This window comes from Vandammella animalimorsus, from assembly GCF_002285285.1.
Lineage (GTDB): Bacteria > Pseudomonadota > Gammaproteobacteria > Burkholderiales > Burkholderiaceae_C > Lampropedia > Lampropedia animalimorsus.
In genome coordinates this window covers 171,756-187,836 of record NZ_NSJF01000004.1, presented here as the reverse complement: position 1 = coordinate 187,836, position 16,081 = coordinate 171,756, and the positions used below count along the sequence as shown (strand labels likewise).

Annotated in this window: 11 protein-coding genes; 7 read left to right on the top strand and 4 right to left on the bottom strand. The window is 70.2% G+C overall.

The genetic code is table 11. The annotated features are described in order from the left end of the window. Positions 1 to 149 precede the first annotated feature (149 nt). A complete protein-coding gene (locus CK620_RS09135) occupies positions 150 to 1,052 on the bottom strand; it encodes a DMT family transporter (protein ID WP_179290614.1) in 903 nt (300 codons plus the stop codon). 229 nt (positions 1,053 to 1,281) lie between these two features. Between CK620_RS09135 and CK620_RS09130 the strand changes: the two genes are divergently transcribed. Genes CK620_RS09130 through phnE form a run of 4 tightly spaced genes read left to right on the top strand, consistent with a single transcriptional unit; the run spans position 1,282 to position 4,947 of the window. Then, positions 1,282 to 2,232 carry a putative selenate ABC transporter substrate-binding protein gene (locus CK620_RS09130; RefSeq protein WP_095550039.1) on the top strand — a complete coding sequence of 317 codons (951 nt, stop codon included), beginning with the start codon at positions 1,282 to 1,284 and terminating at the stop codon, positions 2,230 to 2,232. Between the two features lie 27 nt (positions 2,233 to 2,259). Then, the gene (locus CK620_RS09125) at positions 2,260 to 3,150 is read left to right on the top strand and encodes a phosphonate ABC transporter ATP-binding protein (RefSeq protein WP_095550038.1); all 891 of its coding nucleotides are present in this window, start codon (positions 2,260 to 2,262) and stop codon (positions 3,148 to 3,150) included. Positions 3,151 to 3,166: 16 nt separating this feature from the next. After that, positions 3,167 to 4,063 carry a PhnE/PtxC family ABC transporter permease gene (locus CK620_RS09120; RefSeq protein ID WP_095542153.1) on the top strand — a complete coding sequence of 299 codons (897 nt, stop codon included), beginning with the start codon at positions 3,167 to 3,169 and terminating at the stop codon, positions 4,061 to 4,063. Between the two features lie 14 nt (positions 4,064 to 4,077). Beyond that, on the top strand, positions 4,078 to 4,947 hold the full coding sequence (phnE, locus tag CK620_RS09115) for a phosphonate ABC transporter, permease protein PhnE (RefSeq protein ID WP_095550037.1): 870 nt from the start codon (positions 4,078 to 4,080) through the stop codon (positions 4,945 to 4,947). Positions 4,948 to 4,977: 30 nt separating this feature from the next. Here the strand turns inward: phnE and ubiM are convergent, their stop codons facing one another. Continuing rightward, positions 4,978 to 6,147 (bottom strand): 5-demethoxyubiquinol-8 5-hydroxylase UbiM, encoded by a 1,170-nt coding sequence (ubiM, locus tag CK620_RS09110; protein ID WP_095550036.1) that lies wholly within the window; start codon positions 6,145 to 6,147, stop codon positions 4,978 to 4,980. 154 nt (positions 6,148 to 6,301) lie between these two features. After that, positions 6,302 to 6,691, bottom strand: coding sequence for a hypothetical protein (locus tag CK620_RS09105; protein ID WP_095550035.1), 390 nt, complete (start codon positions 6,689 to 6,691; stop codon positions 6,302 to 6,304). Positions 6,692 to 6,947: 256 nt separating this feature from the next. On the opposite strand from CK620_RS09105, the gene htpG reads away from it, so the two are divergent. From htpG to hpnE, 3 genes are all read left to right on the top strand, one after another. After that, positions 6,948 to 8,975: a molecular chaperone HtpG gene (gene htpG / locus CK620_RS09100; protein ID WP_095550034.1), complete on the top strand. Its 2,028-nt coding sequence runs from the start codon at positions 6,948 to 6,950 to the stop codon at positions 8,973 to 8,975. Between the two features lie 222 nt (positions 8,976 to 9,197). After that, on the top strand, positions 9,198 to 10,043 hold the full coding sequence (hpnD, locus tag CK620_RS09095; RefSeq protein WP_095542158.1) for a presqualene diphosphate synthase HpnD: 846 nt from the start codon (positions 9,198 to 9,200) through the stop codon (positions 10,041 to 10,043). Between the two features lie 34 nt (positions 10,044 to 10,077). Then, positions 10,078 to 11,547, top strand: coding sequence for a hydroxysqualene dehydroxylase HpnE (gene hpnE, locus CK620_RS09090; protein WP_238946080.1), 1,470 nt, complete (start codon positions 10,078 to 10,080; stop codon positions 11,545 to 11,547). Positions 11,548 to 12,143: 596 nt separating this feature from the next. Here hpnE and CK620_RS09085 read toward each other — a convergent pair. Then, complete coding sequence (locus CK620_RS09085) at positions 12,144 to 16,067, bottom strand: AAA family ATPase (RefSeq protein WP_179290613.1); 3,924 nt, start codon at positions 16,065 to 16,067, stop codon at positions 12,144 to 12,146. Positions 16,068 to 16,081 lie beyond the last annotated feature (14 nt).

Here is a 16,081-nt window from a genome sequence, read left to right as displayed (position 1 = left end):
TCTGGTTGCTTGCACAGGCCCGCATGGCAAGCCCTGCGGGCCTTTTGCTTTGGGTGTTTTGGGTCGGTGCGCAGGCCCAGCGCCGGCACAGGCAGAAGGGGGGGGCTCTGTCCGGCGGGCCATCGCTGCGATGGCTGCCTGGCTGGCTTTCAAGGCGTGTGCCTTGCCTTGTCCCATTGGCACAGTGCGAGCCCGGCCAGAATGCACAGTGCGGCGGCCAGGTGGTAGTGCATGAAGGGCTCGTTCAGGAGGGCGATGCCCATCAGCCCGCCGCTCAGGGGGATGAGGTGCGTGAACACGTCGGCGCGCGCTGCGCCCACGGCGGCCACGCCCCGGCTCCAGAACACATAGGCCAGCCAGGAGGGGAAGATCACCAGATAGGCCAGGCCCAGCGCCTGCGCCGCGCCCCAGGGCCAGCCGCCGCCGGGCTGCCAGGCCGCCAGCAGCGCCGGCCAGGCGGCGGGCAGCAGCGCCAGCGCCCCCAGCCAGGATGAGAGGGTGACGAAGCTCTCGCTGGACAGCGCCTTGGGCCGGATGCGCAAAAAGGTGCAGTACACCGCCCAGCTCAGCACCGCCGCCATGGCCCACAGGTCGCCGCGCGCCAGCGCCCCTTGCGCCAGCAGGCTGGGCAGATGGCCTTTGGAGAGAATCAGCAGCACGCCCAGCGTGCTCACGGCAATGCCCAGCAGCGCGCGCGGGCGCAACGCATCGCCGAAGAACAGCCGGCCCAGCAGCATCACGATGCAGGGCGAGGCGGCCATGTAGATGGCGCTGCGCACGGAGGTCACAGTCTGCAAGGCCAGGTACAGCGTGACCGGAAAGGCGATCTGCCCCAGCGCCGCCAGAAAGGCCAGACGCCCCCAATCGCTGGCGCTGCGCGGCCACTCGGCCAGCACGCGCCGCCCGAACACCAGGCTGAGCAGCAGCGCCGTGCCAGCCCAGCGCAGGGCCGAGAGCAGCATGGGGTCGATGCCCGCCACCAGCACCCGGCCCACGACGTAGTTGCCGCCCCAGAACACGGCGGCCAGTGACAGCAAAAGGTAGTAGGGCATGGGCAGGATTTCTCTGTGGGTTTCATACGGCAAGGCTGCCACCATGCCGCCGTCTGTGCTGCGCTGCCAATGCCGAAAACCCGCAGGCCAGCGCACAGCCACAGCCCCTGTGGAAGGCGCCAAAGCGCCGAAAGGGCGCAGCTACAATCGCGCCCTTTCGGAGGGGCTGCACGAATCGCCGCGTGGTTTCGTGTCGGCCTTGTCTTGCCATTTTTGAAGGGGTGTGCAGATGGCTGAGCAAGCGCCAAACCCAGCTGCGTCTGGGTCTGTTTTTCACTTTTCCGCAACCCGTGCCGGCCTGGCGCGTCGCGCCAGTCGTGCGCTGGGTGGCTGGGTGCGTGGCCTGGGCCTGGCGGCCGTGCTGGGCTTGGCGGCAGTGGGCGCACATGCGCAGCAGGTGTTGCGCGTGACGGCCATTCCCGACGAGTCGCCCACCGAGCTGGCGCGCAAGTTCGAGCCCCTGGGCCAATACCTGCAGCAGGAGCTGGGCATGGCGGTGCAGTGGACGCCGGTGACCGATTACGCCGCCGCCGTGGAGACCCTGGCCAATCGCAAGGTGGATCTGGCCTGGTTTGGCGGCTTTACCTTCGTGCAAGCGCAGCAGCGCTCGCAGGGCAAGGCCGTGCCGCTGGTGCAGCGCCAGGAGGACGCGCAGTTCCGCTCGGTGTTCATCACGCGCGCGGGCAGCGGCATCGAGTCGCTGGCCGATCTCAAGGGCCGCACGCTGGCCTTTGGCTCGCAAAGCTCCACCTCCGGCCATCTGATGCCGCGCCACTACCTGCTGGCGCAGGGCATCAACCCCGATGCCGATCTCAAGCGCGTGAGCTTCTCCGGCGCGCACGACGCCACCATCGCCGCCGTGGCCAGCGGCAAGGTCGATGCCGGGGCGCTGAACATCTCGGTGTGGGAGAAATTCGTGGCCGAGGGCCGGGTCGATGCCAAACAGGTGCGCGTCCTCTACACCACGCCCGCCTACCACGACTACAACTGGACGGTGCACGCCGAAATGCCGGCCGAGCTGCAGGAAAAAATCCGCCAGGCCTTTCTCAAGCTCGATGCGGCCGAGCCGGCGGGCAAGGCCATCTTGCAGCTGCAGCGCGCCACGCGCTTCATCCCCACCGAGGCGGCCAATTACGACGGCATCCGCGCCGCAGCGCAAAGCGCCGGCCTGCTGCGCTGAGCTGTGCACGACGCCACTGCCGCTGCCATGACCGCCGCCCCACAGGCACCAGCAGCACAGGCACAGGCCCCGGCCCTGGCCCTGGCCTTGCGCGATGCCAGCATTGCGCCCGCTGGCGCGGCCCAGCCCTTGCTGTGCGGCCTGCGGCTGCAGATCGCGCCTGGCGAGCAGGTGGCCCTGATTGGCGCCAGCGGCTCGGGCAAGAGCACGCTGATGCTGGCGCTGGCAGGGGCTTGGCCACTGCAGGCCGGTGCGCTGCACTGGCATGGGCAAGACCCCTGGCAGCTGCCGCGCAGCCAGCGCCAGCGGCTGCGGCGCGAGATGTTTTATGCCCCCCAGGTGCCGCCGCTACCGCCGCGCCAGCGGGTGGTTGCAGCGGTGCTGGCCGGGCGCCTGCCGCACATGGGGCTGGTGGCCAGCTTGCGCACGCTGTGGCACCCGCGCCGGGCCGATGCGCAATGGGCGCAGCAGGCGCTGCTGGCGTTGGATCTGCCCGACAAGCTCTGGCAGCGCGTGGACCGGCTCTCCGGCGGCGAGCGCCAGCGCGTCGGGCTGGCGCGGCTGCTGGCATCGCAGGCGCGCTGCTGGCTGGTCGATGAGCCGCTCTCCGCGCTTGACCCCAGCCGCGCGCAGCAGGTCATGCAGGTGCTGCGGCAGACGGCCCGCCAGCGCGGCAATACGCTGCTGTGCAGCCTGCACCAGGTGGACGCGGCGCGGCGCTTTGCGCGCGTGTTGGCCCTCAAGGACGGGGCCATTGCCTACGATGGCCCAGGCAGCGGCCTGAGCGATGCGCTGCTGCTGCAACTCTATGGCAGCACGGCGCTGGACGATGCCCCGGCCGATGTGCAGGCCGCCGTACAGGCCCAAGCCGCGCCCTCGCCCGCATCCGTCTGGGCCGGCCCTGCGCCCTGTGGTTGAGCCAGCAAAGCCCGTGATGACTGAGCAGGCCCACACTGCCCGCACGGCCCGCGCTGCCCAGGCCGCGCCCCGTGGCGCATCCCCGGCAGCTGCCGATGCCGGGCGCGACCCGGCCTGGCTGCGGCGCTGGGCTGCGCTGCTGCTGGCGCTGGCCGTGCTCTGGCCCGTGCTGCGGCTGACGGAATTTCGACCCTGGCAGATGCTGGATGCGCACAGCCTGCAGGCCACGGCCAGCTTTTTGGCCAGCTTCGTGCCGCCGCGCCACGATTGGGCGTTTGTCTGGCTGCTGGCCAAGGAGGCCTGGCGCACCATCGCCATCGCCACGGCGGGCCTGGCGCTGGCCTGGCTCATCGGCGCGCCGCTGGCGCTGATGGCCAGCGCCAGCCTGTCCATCAGCGCCAGCGAGGGCGCGGGCCGCATGGCCGCGCTGCCGCGGTTGCTGCGCCAGCTGCTGCGCTGGCTGCTGGTGGCCCTGCGCTCCATCCCCGAGCTGGTCTATGCCTTGCTGCTGGTGCGCGTGACCGGGCTGGGGCCTACGGCCGGCGTGCTGGCCATCGCCATTGCCTACGGCGGCATGCTGGGCAAGGTCTATGCGGAAATCCTGGAAAGCGCCGATCCGGCCCCGACCCAGGCGCTGCTGCGCGCCGGCTGCGGGCGTCTGCAGGCGTTTTTCTGCGGCACGCTGCCGCAATGCGCGCAGGAGCTGGCCGGCTACACCGTCTACCGCTGGGAGTGCGCCGTGCGCTCGTCCGTGGTGCTGGGCTTTGTCGGCGCCGGGGGCCTGGGCCAGTTGCTCGACAGCGCCGCCAAGATGTTTGCCGGCAACGAGGTCAGCGCCACGCTGTTGGTGTTCATTGGGCTGGTCTGGCTCAGCGACGGCCTGAGCGCCTGGCTGCGCCGGCGGCTGGCTTGAATCGAGGCAGGCGCATGGGCTTTGCATCCAGACCGCATGACGCAGCCGCGCCGGGCCAGACTGGCGTCGAGCTGCCGCTGCCGCCCCGGCCGCGGCGCAGCCTATGGACGATCCTGGCGCTGCTGGCCCTGGCGGCCCTGGTCGTGGCCAGCTTTGTGACGTTGGACTTGCAGTGGCGCGATCTGTTTTCGGCGCAGGGCCTGGGCGCGATGGCGCAATTCGTGCGCGGCTTCTTCCCGCCCGAGACTGGGCCGGGCTTTTTGCAGGCCACGGCGCGCGCGGCGCTGGAGACGTTGGCCATGTCCCTCTTGGGCACGGCCCTGGCCGCAGTGGGCGGTCTGGCGCTGGCCTTGCTCGCCAGCGCTGCGCCCATGCAGGCGCACCGCCAGCGTGCGTGGCGCACGGCCTTGCGCGGCCTGGCGCTTGCCATCTTGAACCTATTGCGCGCCGTGCCCGAGCTGATCTGGGCCGTGCTGCTGCTCATCGCCGCCGGCCTGGGGCCCATGGCCGGCACGCTGGCGCTGGCACTGCACACCAGCGGCGTGCTCGGGCGGCTGTTTGCGCAAAGCCTGGAGAGCGCCGCCCCGGAAGTGGCGCAGGCCTTGCGCCTGCGCGGCGCGGGCGCGCTGCAGACCTTCGCCTGGGCGACCTGGCCGCAGATCGCGCCGCAGCTGCTGTCCTACACCCTGTACCGCTGGGAGAACAACATCCGCGCCGCTACCGTGCTGGGCATCGTCGGCGCGGGCGGCCTGGGGCAGATGCTCAGCTACCACCTGGGGCTGTTTCACATGCGCGAGACCGGCACCGTGCTGCTGGCCATGCTGCTGCTGGTGGCCGTGGTCGATGGCAGCTCCTTTGCTATCCGCCGCGTGATGGCGCGCTGAAATGCCCCAACAGGCCTTCCAACAGGCCGTTCAGGTCTGCGTCAGGTGCCGCGCCAGGGCCTTGCGAAATGGCTGCACGGCCTGGGCCATGCGCAGCGCGCCGCCGCGCAGCCACTGGGCCGGTGCGGCATCGTTGGTGTAGAGCCGGGCGATGGCATTGGTGGCCTGGTACAGCGGCCAGGTGGCGGCCAGGTGGCGGCGCTCGTAGGCCTGCAGAAACTCCTGATCGGCCAGATCGCGGTTGCGGCGCTTGGCCAGCCACAGCTGCTCGGCCAGGCGCTGCTGGCTTTGCAGGCCGAAGTTGAAGCCGTGCGCGGTGATGGGGTGCATGCCCACGGCCGCATCGCCAATCAGCGCAAAACGCGGCGCCACGAAGCGCTGCGCGTACACGCCCACCAGCGGGTAGGTGTGGGGCTCGCCCTCCTTGTGCATTGCGCCCAGGCGGTGCGCAAAGCGCCGCGTGATGCTGGCGGAGAAGGCTGCATCGTCCAGCGCCAGCTCGGCCTGCATGGCCTCGGGCTTGAGCGTGAGCACCACATTGCTGCGCTGGCCGTTGAGCGGCAGCAGCGCCAGCGTCTGGCCCTGGTCGAACCATTGCCAGGCCACGTGCTGGTGCGGCAGCTCGTGGCTGAAGCGGCACACCATCATGGTGCGCGCGAAATCGTGCGTGGCCGCGGCAATGCCCATCATGCGGCGGGTTTGCGAAAAGCGGCTGTCAGCGGCCACCACCAGGCGCGCCGTCAGGCTGCGGCCATCGTCGAGCTGCAGTGTGTGGCGCTCGGCCCCGCAGTGCAGGCCGCTGACGCCCACGCCGCCGATGAGCTGCACCTCGCTGCGCGCCTGCACGGCCTCGAACAAGGCCTTGCGGATCAGGTGGTTGGGCACGAAATAGCCCAGCTGCGCCACGCCCGCGACCTGCGCGTCGATGCGCAGCGCAAACAGCGATGGGCCGTTGAACACCTGGGCATCGCGCAGGGCGCTGATCTGCGCCGGGTCGATGCGCTGCCAGGCGCCCAGATCCTGCAGGATGCGCTGCGAGGCGTGGGTCAGGGCGATCTCGCGGCCATCGAAGGCCGGCTCGGCCAGGGCCGTCAGCGGCTGGCGGTCGAGCACGGCCAGGCGCAGGCCGCTGCCTTGCATGGATTGGGCGAATGCCAGGCCCACCGGGCCGGCCCCTACGATGGCAATGTCAACGTGCATGGGCAAGTGCGGGTGTGAGAACAGAATGCTTGAGCGTGCGGCCAGCGCGGGCCGCTGCGCATGATAGCGGCGCGGCGGCCATGCAAAAGCCCCGGGCCGCCGTGCAGGGGGTGCAGGCAGGCCAGGGGCCGGGTGCGCCGCAGAGCGGCTGCGCTCAGTTGTACCAGCGCTGCGGGTCGCGCGTGTAGTGCTGGCTGCTGGGCGGGGCGGGCATGCGCTCGTAGGTGGTCAGCACGCCGCGCTGTTGCCAGGTCATCAGCACCGGCTTGCCGCGCTGCGCCATGGCCGCGCCGAGCAGGTTTTCACGGAACAGGCCGCCGCCACGCACGCTGCCGGTGATGCGCACACCGTTGCCGCCGCGCACGCGCGCCTCGCAAAAGCGCGGGTCGGTGTGGGCGTCGCAGCGCTGCAGCGCGTTGGCCTGCAGCTGGCTGTCCGAAGGCGTGCGCGCCAGCGCGGGCTGGCTCCAGGCTGCGCACAGCAGCGTGCCCAGCAACAGGCCGGCGGCCGAGCGGGTCAGGCGATGCGATGGTGTTTTTGACATAGATGTTCCTCCTTGGGTGCGGGATTGCTCTCATGCTCGTGCTGGGCATTCTAGTGGCGCAGCCCTGCGCTGGCGATACAAATTCAAACAATTGTCTTGTGCTGGCATCAAGGTCTTTGAATTGGCCCTGGTGTCACCGGGCCTGGCTCCCGCCTTGAAAAGCCTGCGCTTGGCCTCAGATGGCCACGGTCGTGGCGTGCGCTGCGCGCTGCCGCCCATTTCCCCATTTCTTCCCCCATCGATTCCTTGTGACGCCATGAGCACGAAAAAACATGCTTTCCAGGCCGAGGTGGCCCAGGTGCTGCACCTGGTGACGCACTCGCTGTACTCGAACCCTGAAATCTTCCTGCGCGAGCTGATCTCCAACGCCGCCGATGCCTGCGACAAGCTGCGCTTTGAGGCGCTGAACGACAGCGCGCTGTACGAGGGCGACGCCGAGCTGCGCGTGCGCATCCACTTCGATGAGCAGGCCAAGACCCTGACCATCGAGGACAACGGCATCGGCATGAGCCTGCAGGAGGCCATCGACAACCTGGGCACCATCGCCAAGAGCGGCACGCGCGACTTTGCCAGCCGCCTCAGCGGCGATGCGCAGGCCGACGCGCAGCTCATCGGCCAGTTTGGCGTGGGCTTTTACTCGGCCTTCATCGTGGCCGAGCAGGTGGTGGTGCAAACGCGCCGCGCCGGCCTGCCCGCCAGCGAGGGCGTGCGCTGGAGCAGCCAGGGCACGGGCGATTTCGAGGTCGAGACCATCGAGCGCGCCCAGCGCGGCACCAGCATCACCTTGCACCTGCGCGACAGCGCCAGCGAGTTCCTCAACGGCTGGAAGCTGCGCTCGCTCATCAACAAATACTCCGACCACATCAGCCTGCCCGTGCAAATGCAGCAGGAGCAATGGCAGGAGGCCGAGCAGGAAGGCCAGCCCGGCGCCATGGTCAAGACCGGCGAATGGGAGACCGTCAACCAGGCCAGCGCGCTGTGGGCGCGGCCCAAGAAGGACATCAGCGCCGAGCAGTACATCGAGTTCTACAAAAACCTCAGCCACGACTTCGAGGCGCCGCTGGCCTGGAGCCACAACAAGGTTGAAGGCGCGACCGAATACACCCAGCTGCTGTACCTGCCGGCCAAGGCCCCGCACGACCTGTGGAACCGCGACAAGCAGGCCGGCCTGAAGCTCTACGTCAAGCGCGTCTTCATCATGAACGAGGCCGATGCGCTGCTGCCCTCTTACCTGCGCTTTGTCAGCGGCGTGATCGACGCGGCCGATCTGCCGCTGAACGTCAGCCGTGAAATCCTGCAGGAAAGCCGCGACGTGCGCGCCATCCGCGACGGCAACACGCGCCGCGTGCTGGGCATGCTCGAAAGCCTGGCCGAGGAGGATGCAGCCGCAGCGCCCGCGCAGCCCGCCGCCGATCAGGCCGAGCAGGCCGGCGACGTGACCGACGTGGTCGATAAGAACGCCCCGGCCGCCGATGCTGCCCAGCCCCAGGGCGAAGGCAAATACGCGCGCTTTTACGCCCAGTTTGGCGCCGTGCTCAAGGAGGGCCTGGGCGAAGACTTCGCGCACCGCGAACGCATTGCCCGCCTGCTGCGCTACGCCTCGACCCACAGCGACAGCCCCAGCGTCGGCCTGGCCGACTACAAGGCGCGCATGAAGGACGGGCAAAAGGCCATCTACTACATCACCGCCGACAGCCTGGCCGCCGCCAAGAGCAGCCCGCAGCTGGAGCTGTTCCGCAAAAAAGGCATTGAAGTGCTGTTCATGACCGACCGCGTGGACGAATGGGCCATGGGCTTTGTGCACGAGTTCGACGGCACGCCGCTGCAATCCATTGCCAAAGGCGCGGTGGATCTGGGCGAGCTGCAGGACGAAGCCGAACGCCAGGCCGCCCAGGCCGCGGCCGAGCAGTACCAGCCCCTGGTCGAGCGTCTCAAGACCGTGCTCAAGGGCAAGGCCGAAGACGTGCGCGTGACCACCCGCCTGGTCGATTCGCCCGCCTGCCTGGTCGTGCAGGACGGCCAGATCAGCAACCAGTTCGCGCGCCTGCTCAAGCAGGCCGGCCAGGCCCTGCCCGAGACCCTGCCGGTGCTGGAAGTCAACCCCAGCCACGCGCTGGTGCAGCGCCTGCAGGCTGCGCAGGACGCCCAGGCCGAAGGCGGCGACTTCGAAGACCTGGCGCACGTGCTGTTCGACCAGGCCCTGCTGGCCGAAGGCGGCCTGCCAGACGACCCGGCCGCCTACGTGCAGCGCATCCACCGCCTGCTGCTGGCCCCTGCGGGCTGAGTAGAGCCCCCTACTGCCTGCTGTCCCGGCACGTAGGCAGCAGGGTCGCCTTCTTTTGTCTCCTTTTCTTGGCCAGACAAGAAAAGGAGGTGCGCCGCCGGGCGCATATCCCGGCCTCGACGCTCCAAGCCTGCACAGTCGGCTGTGCCAAGCGCGCGACCAGCCCCCTGCCAGCCCCACTCAGCCCTTGGCGCCACAGCCATCGTGTGACAATCGCGCCCCATGAGTCCACAGCAGTACGTCGCGCACAAGGCCGCCGCATCGGGCAGCAGCTTTTATTACGCGTTCCGTTTTCTCCCGGCACCGCGCCGCGCGGCCATCACGGCCTTCTATGCGTTCTGCCGCGAAGTGGACGACGTGGTCGATGAAGTCAGCGACGCCGGCGTGGCCGCCAGCAAGCTGGCCTGGTGGCGCTCCGAAGTGGCCAATGCCTACGCCGGCCGGCCCAGCCACCCGGTCATGCAGGCGCTGATGCCCGCCGCGCAGGACTGGGGCATTGAGGCCGCACACCTGCTGGCCATCATCGAAGGCTGCGAGATGGACCTGCAGCAAACCCGTTACCTGGACTTTGCCGGCCTGCAGCGCTACTGCCACCTGGTGGCCGGCGTGGTGGGCGAGGTCGCCGCGCGCATCTTCGGCCAGACCCAGGCGCAGACCACGCAGTATGCGCACACCCTGGGCCTGGCCTTTCAGCTGACCAACATCATCCGCGACGTGGGCGAGGACGCCATGCGCGGGCGCATCTACCTGCCCGTGGCCGAGCTGCAGCAGTTCGAGGTGCGCGCGCACGAAATCACCCAGCGCAGCTACTCGGAGCGCTTTGCCGCGCTGATGCGCTTTCAGGCCGAGCGCGCGCACCGCCTCTACGACCAGGCGCTGGCGCTGCTGCCCGAGCAGGACCGGCGCAGCCAAAAGCCCGGGCTGATGATGGCGCACATCTACCGCACCTTGCTGCGCGAGATCGAGCGCGACCAATTCCAGGTGCTGCACCAGCGCATCCAGCTCACGCCGCTGCGCAAGCTCTGGCTGGCCTGGCAGGTGCAGGCGCTGGGGCGCATGCCGCGCTGAGCCGCGCGGCGCAAGGCGCAAGCAAGGCAGGCCAATGGCGGGGGCAGCAACAGCGCAGGCCGGGACGTTGGCAGGGCTGCGCCTGGCCGTGGTCGGCGCGGGCTGGGCCGGCCTGGCCGCCGCCGTGGCGGCCAGCCAGGCCGGCGCGCAGCTGACGCTGTTCGAAGCCAGCCGCCAGCCTGGCGGGCGGGCGCGCAATGTGGCGCTGGCTGGCGCGGGCGGGCAGCCCGCCTTGCGGCTGGACAACGGCCAGCACATTCTGATCGGCGCCTACCGCGCCAGCCTGAGCCTGATGCGCACCCTGGGGCTGGACGCCGCGCGCTGCCTGCAACGCCTGCCGCTGGATTTGCGCGATGCCCAGGGCCAGGGCCTGGCCCTGCCCGCCTGGCCCAGCCGGTTGCCTGCGGCGCTGCAGGCGTCGGCCCAGGCCTTGGGTACGGCCTGGGCGCTGCTGCGCGCGCAAGGCTGGAGCTGGGGCGAGCGCCTGGCCCTATTGCGCCGCCTGCAGGCCTGGCAGCGCGCCGGCTTTGCCTGTGCGCCCACGGCCAGCGTGGCCCAGCTGTGCGCCGGCCTGCCGCAGGCGGTGGTGCAGCAGCTCATCGAACCGCTGTGCACCGCCGCGCTGAACACGCCACTGGCCCAGGCCAGCGGCGCGGTGTTCTTGCGCGTGCTGCAAGACAGCGTGGCCGGCGGGCCAGGCAGCGCCGATCTGCTGCTGCCCACAGTGCCGCTGGGCGACTTGCTGGCCGAGCCTGCATGGCGCTGGCTGCAGGCGCAGGGCGCGCAGCTGCGCCTGGGCCAGCGCATCAACCAGTTGCAGCCTGTGGCAGACGGTCAAACAGGCGCAGGCTGGCTGCTGGACGGCCAGCATTTCGACGCCGTGCTGCTGGCCACCCCGGCGGGCGAGGCCCTGCGCCTGCTGCGCCCGCTGGCCGCCGAAATCGAAACTGCGGCCGGGGCCGGGGCTGCGGCCAGCGCCGATTTGCGCAGCTGGCTGCAACAGGCCGAGGCGCTGCGCCACGAGGCCATTGGCACGGTGTTCCTGCGCGCAGCAGATGTGGATACGACCCCGCCATCGCCCAGCGTGCTGACGCGGCCCATGCTGGCGCTGGCGCCTGGCGGCGTGGCGCAGTATGTGTTCGACCGCCAGCAATTGACGGGCGAGCCCGGCCTGCTGGCCTGGGTGGCCAGCACCCTGGATGCGGCGCTGGACAAGGCCGCGCTGACGCAGCGCGTGCTGGCCCAGGCCCAGGCCCTGCCCGGCCTGGCGGGGCGCCGTTGGCAGCCCGTGGCCAGCATCATCGAAAAGCGCGCCACTTTCGCCTGCACGGCAGGCCTGCAGCGCCCCGGTCAGCAGCCTTGCAGCGCCTGGCCCCGGCTGCTGGTCTGCGGCGACTACGTGCACGGCCCCTACCCAGCCACGCTGGAAGGCGCAGTGCGCAGCGGCCAGCAGGCCGTGGCCGCGCTGTGCCGTGCAGTGGCTGGCAACCATCGGGTGCGGTGATCGACAGCCTGTTTTTGGGGCCGGCAAATGGGGGCAAGCAGCCCAGCCAAGGGCCGAGCGCAGCGATGGCCCGAACAGAGCCCCCTTCTGCCAGCGCCTGGGCCGTTGGCCTGACAGGGCGGGCAGGCCCACACACAGTGGGCCTGCTTTGTTCATCATGCTTTGCTGCGGCTGTTTGAGCGTAGCGGCGCAGCCGCGCAGCGAGTTTCCGCAGCATCCGCCCTGGCAGGTCATCGGCACAGGTTGCCCCGGCGCGCAGCGCCGGGGTCGCGGGCAGTGGGGTCGCCTTCTTTTGCCTCCTTTTCTTGGCGAGACAAGAAAAGGAGGTGCGCCGCCGGGCGCACATCCCGGCCTCGGCACGCAACACTGGCGCAGGCGGTGGCTACGAGAGCCAATACTGTTTTGCCCTGCTGACTGCTGAAACTGTGACCTCTTTAAACGCGCTACAAGCGATCTTTTGGCCCGGGGTAGGGGTTGGGCGTCCCTTGATAGGGGGTGAGGACCTCTTTGCGGAGGTATTTCGGCAGCCTGCTGAAAATGTGAACAAGGCGCGGGTCGGCCAGTGACCCATGGCGCGCAGCGGGCTGGCGTGTGCATCACTGCGCCGCACGGCGTTTGCTGGATGGGGCGGGCGGCGGCGCAGCCACGGCCGAGCAGCCTGGGCCGCTGAGGCGGCTGTGGCCGCCGGGCAGGGGCGTGAGCACGATTTGCGTGGCGATGCGCTCCTTGAGGGCCGGCACGTGCGAGATCACGCCGATGAGCTTGCCCTCCAGGCGCAGGCTGGCCAGCGTGTCCAGCGCCGTCTCCAGCGCCTCGTCGTCCAGCGTGCCAAAGCCTTCGTCGAGAAACAGCGCGTCCACGCGCACGTTCTGGCTGGCCATGTGCGACAGGCCCAGCGCCAGCGCCAGGCTGACGATGAAGCTCTCGCCGCCCGAGAGGTTCTTGGTCGTGCGCACCAGGCCAGCCTGGTCGTTGTCGATCACGTTCAGCTCCAGCGGCTGCGCCGGGTCGCACACCAGCAGGTAGCGCCCGCTCATTTTCTGCAGCTGGCGATTGGCCTGGGCCACCACCATGGCCAGGCTCAGGCCCTGCACGAAGTGGCGGTACTTCTTGCCATCGGCAGAGCCAATCAGCGCGTGCAGCGCCTCCCAGCGCTGGCATTCGCGCTGCTGCGCCTCGATGGCCTGGCGCTGCGCCTGCTGCTGATCGGCCAGGCGTTGCTGCTCGGCCAGGCGGGATTTGAGCGTGCCCAGCGCCTCCAGCGCCTGGCGCTGCTGCGCGGCCAGCTCGGCCTGGGCCTGCTGCAGGCTGGGCAGCGGCGGGGGCTCGTCGGGGCGCTCGGCCTGCAGGGCGCTGCGCTGCGCTTGCAGCGCCTGCTGCTGGCTGTGCAGGCGGGCCTGTTCGATGCGCAGCCGCTCGGCCTGCTGGGCCAGCTGCTGGCGCTGGGCGGGCGGCAGCGTGGCGGCGCGGTAGGCGGCCTCATCGGCAAAGCCGCGCGCCTGCAGCTGCGCGGCGAACTCGGCCGCCTGTGCGAGCAGCTGCGGTGCGCGATCGGCCTGGGCCTGCTGCAGCGCCTGGCAGCGGCTTTGGTGTTCGAGCTGTGCGGCCTGGGCCTGCTGCCAGTGCCGCTGGGCCTGTTGCAGCGCCTGGGCGGCGGCTTGGCAATCGGCCTGCAAACGCTCGGCCTGGGCCGTTGGATCCTGCGTGCCGAACAAGGCCTGACGCTGCGCCTGCAGTTGCTCGGTGGCCTGTTGCAGAGCCTGGCACTGGTTGCGCTGCTCGGCCCATTGCGCCTGCAATTGCTCGGCATGCTGGGCCTGCTGCGCAATGCGCTGGTCCAGGGCGGCGAGCTGCTGCTGCAGCGCGCCATGTTGTTGTTGCAGCAGCAGCCATTGCGCGCGGCGCTGCTCCAGCGCCTGCAACAGTGCCTGCAGGTTTTGTTGATCGACTTCGTCCGCGTCGGCCAAGGCCTCGGTGTGGTCTTGGGCCGCAGGGTGGGGTGCGGCGGCCCAGCAGGGCAGGGCGTGTTGGTCTGGCAGGCCCTGCAGAGCCTGCCGCAATGCCTGCTGCTGCGCGGCCTGCGCCGCCTGCAGGGTGTGCAGGGCCTGCTGCCGTTGTTGCAAGGCGTGCTGGGCCTTGGCCAGCTGCTCGGCTGCGGCATGGCTGGCCTGCATGGCCAGATCGGCGGCCTGGCGCTGCTGCTCCAGCTGGGCGTGGCTTTGGGCGATGGCCTGCGCCAGTTCTTCGGCTTCGGCCAGACGCTGTGCGCTGGCCTGGTATTGCGCGGCCTGCTCGGTCTGCGCGGCGTGCAGGGCCTGGGCCAGGGCATCGAGTGCGGCGCTGTGCTCCGGCCCCTGGGCGTCGGCCGGCCATTGGGCCAGGCGCTGCAGCAGGGCGGTGGCGGCCTGCTGCACCTCGCAGGTTGGCGGCGGCAGTGCGGCAGGCGCGGCAGCGGGCGCTGGGGCGGGCGGCTGGGCCAGGGCCTCGTGCAATGCCTGCAGCCTGGCCAGCGCAGCCTGGGCGCGCTGCTGCTGCTGGCTGTGCTGCCGGGCCTGCTGGGCCTGTTCATGGCTTTGGCTGTGCCGCAGTTGCTGCTGGGTGTGCTCGGCGCGGCATTGCTGCAGTTGCGCGCGCGCGGCCTGGATGCGCTGGGCCGTGGCCTGTGGCTTGGGCTGCGGCTGGCTCTGGGCGAAGGGGTGTTCGAGCGCGCCGCACAGCGGGCAGGGCTGACCGTCCTGCAAGGTGTGGCGCGCTTGCTCCAGGCTTTGGATGCGCAGCTCCAGCTGGTGTTGCTGCTCCAGCAGCTGGTGCTCGCGCTCCAGCGCCTGCAGCTGTTGGGCCAGTTGCTGCTGGCGCTGTTGCGCCTCATGGGCCTGGGCCTGGCAGTGCTGTGCTTGGGTCAGCCCGTTGGCGGCGGCCTGCTGGGCCTGGCGGGCTTCGTTGGCAGCGGCCTGGGCTTGGGCCAGTTGCTCCAGGCGGGCTTGCAGGGCGCTGTGGTGGGTGCGCCAGTGGCCCAGCGATTGCTGGCCCAGCAGCTGGGCCAGCTGTGCCTGCTGCCGGGCCAGTTGCTGCTGCTGCGCCTGCAGCCCAGCCTGGCAGGCCTGCGCTTGCTGCTGTTTCGCTTGCCGGTGCGCTTCGGCCTGGGCCTGGGCCTGTTCAGCCTGGGTCAGATCGTGGCGCAGGGCGGCGGCCTGCTGCGCGCCTTGCTGCAGCGCGGCAATACGCTCGCGCAGGGCGGAGAGCTCCTCGACGAGCCGGGCATCGCCGGCGCGCCGCTGCTGTTGCGCCTGCAGGGCCTGCAGCTGCTGCTCGGCCTGGGCTTGCTCTTGCAGGCTGTGCCGGTGTTGCGCCTGTTGTTGCTGCAGGCGTTCATGCAGCGCTTGCAGGGCTTGTTGCCGCTCGCTGAGCTGGAGCTGCTGCTGCTGGCGCTGCCAGTCCAGCGCTTGCACTTGTTGCAGCAGTTCCTGGCTTTGGGCTTGGGTCTGTTGGGCCTGCTGCAGGCGTTGCTCGGCGGCCTGTTGATCGGCCTGGGCCTGCGCCAGTGCCTGCTGCTGCGCGGCGCTGTGCGCCTGCAGGCTCTGCAGCTGCCGGGCATCGCTGGCTTGGGCCTGGCGCAGCGCCTGCAGCGCGGCGTCGGCGGCGGCCAGCTCCAGCGCGCGCTGCGCGGCGTCGAGCCGGGCCTGCTCGGGCGCAAAGCGCGCCTGCTCGGCCTCCAGGGCTTGCTGGGCGGCCAGCCATTGCGCGTGTTGTTGCTGCAGCTGCTGCAGGCGCTCGCGCCAGGCAATGGCCTGGGCCTGCTCGGCCAGCTGGGCCTGCAGCTGGGCTTCATGGGCCTGTTGGGCGACCAGTTCCTGTTGCAGCTGGGCCAGCTCCTGGGCCGGCAGCGGCTGCACGCCCTGCAGCGCGGCGCGCAAGGCCTGCAGTTGCTGCTGCTCTTGGCTGTGGCGCGCGTGCACGTGCATGGAGATCTGGCTGTAGATGCCGCTGCCGGTGAGGTGTTCGAGCAGCGGCGCGCGCTCCTCGGGCCCGGCTTGCAAAAAGGCGGCAAAACCGCCCTGGGCCAGCAGCATGGAGCGGGTAAAGCGCATGAAGTCCAGCCCGGTGAGGGCTTCGACACGCTCGGCCACGCCGCGCAGGCTGCTTTGCAGAATTTGCCCGGTGTCGGCGTTGGCGATTTCGTGGCGCGGCGCTTGCAGCTCGCCCTCGGGCTGCTTGCGGGCGCGGCGCTGGCTCCAGTGGCAGCGCCAGCGCCCGGCCGGGGTTTCGAAGACGACTTCGGCAAAGCATTCGCCGCTTTGGCGCGACATGATGTCGTTGCCGCTCTTGCCGATTTTGGCCAGGCGCGGCGTGCGGCCGTACAGCGCCAGGCAGATGGCGTCCAGCAGCGTGCTCTTGCCCGAGCCGGTCGGGCCGGTGATGGCAAACAGGCCCTCACTGGCGTAGGCCGGGTGCGTGAGGTCGATGTGCCACTGGCCGCTCAAGGCGTTGAGGTTGCTCAGGCGGATGTGCAGGATGCGCATGGGGGCGGTGTGGC

Excerpts from the sequence above, each read along its gene's own strand:
- CK620_RS09105 (WP_095550035.1), bottom strand. The coding sequence starts at position 6,691 with ATGTCAAAAACACCATCGCATCGCCTGACCCGCTCGGCCGCCGGCCTG.
- htpG (WP_095550034.1), top strand. The coding sequence starts at position 6,948 with ATGAGCACGAAAAAACATGCTTTCCAGGCCGAGGTGGCCCAGGTGCTG.
- CK620_RS09125 (WP_095550038.1), top strand. The coding sequence starts at position 2,260 with ATGACCGCCGCCCCACAGGCACCAGCAGCACAGGCACAGGCCCCGGCC.
- CK620_RS09135 (WP_179290614.1), bottom strand. The coding sequence starts at position 1,052 with ATGCCCTACTACCTTTTGCTGTCACTGGCCGCCGTGTTCTGGGGCGGC.
- hpnD (WP_095542158.1), top strand. The coding sequence starts at position 9,198 with ATGAGTCCACAGCAGTACGTCGCGCACAAGGCCGCCGCATCGGGCAGC.
- hpnE (WP_238946080.1), top strand. The coding sequence starts at position 10,078 with ATGGCGGGGGCAGCAACAGCGCAGGCCGGGACGTTGGCAGGGCTGCGC.
- CK620_RS09130 (WP_095550039.1), top strand. The coding sequence starts at position 1,282 with ATGGCTGAGCAAGCGCCAAACCCAGCTGCGTCTGGGTCTGTTTTTCAC.
- CK620_RS09085 (WP_179290613.1), bottom strand. The coding sequence starts at position 16,067 with ATGCGCATCCTGCACATCCGCCTGAGCAACCTCAACGCCTTGAGCGGC.
- ubiM (WP_095550036.1), bottom strand. The coding sequence starts at position 6,147 with ATGCACGTTGACATTGCCATCGTAGGGGCCGGCCCGGTGGGCCTGGCA.
- phnE (WP_095550037.1), top strand. The coding sequence starts at position 4,078 with ATGGGCTTTGCATCCAGACCGCATGACGCAGCCGCGCCGGGCCAGACT.
- CK620_RS09120 (WP_095542153.1), top strand. The coding sequence starts at position 3,167 with ATGACTGAGCAGGCCCACACTGCCCGCACGGCCCGCGCTGCCCAGGCC.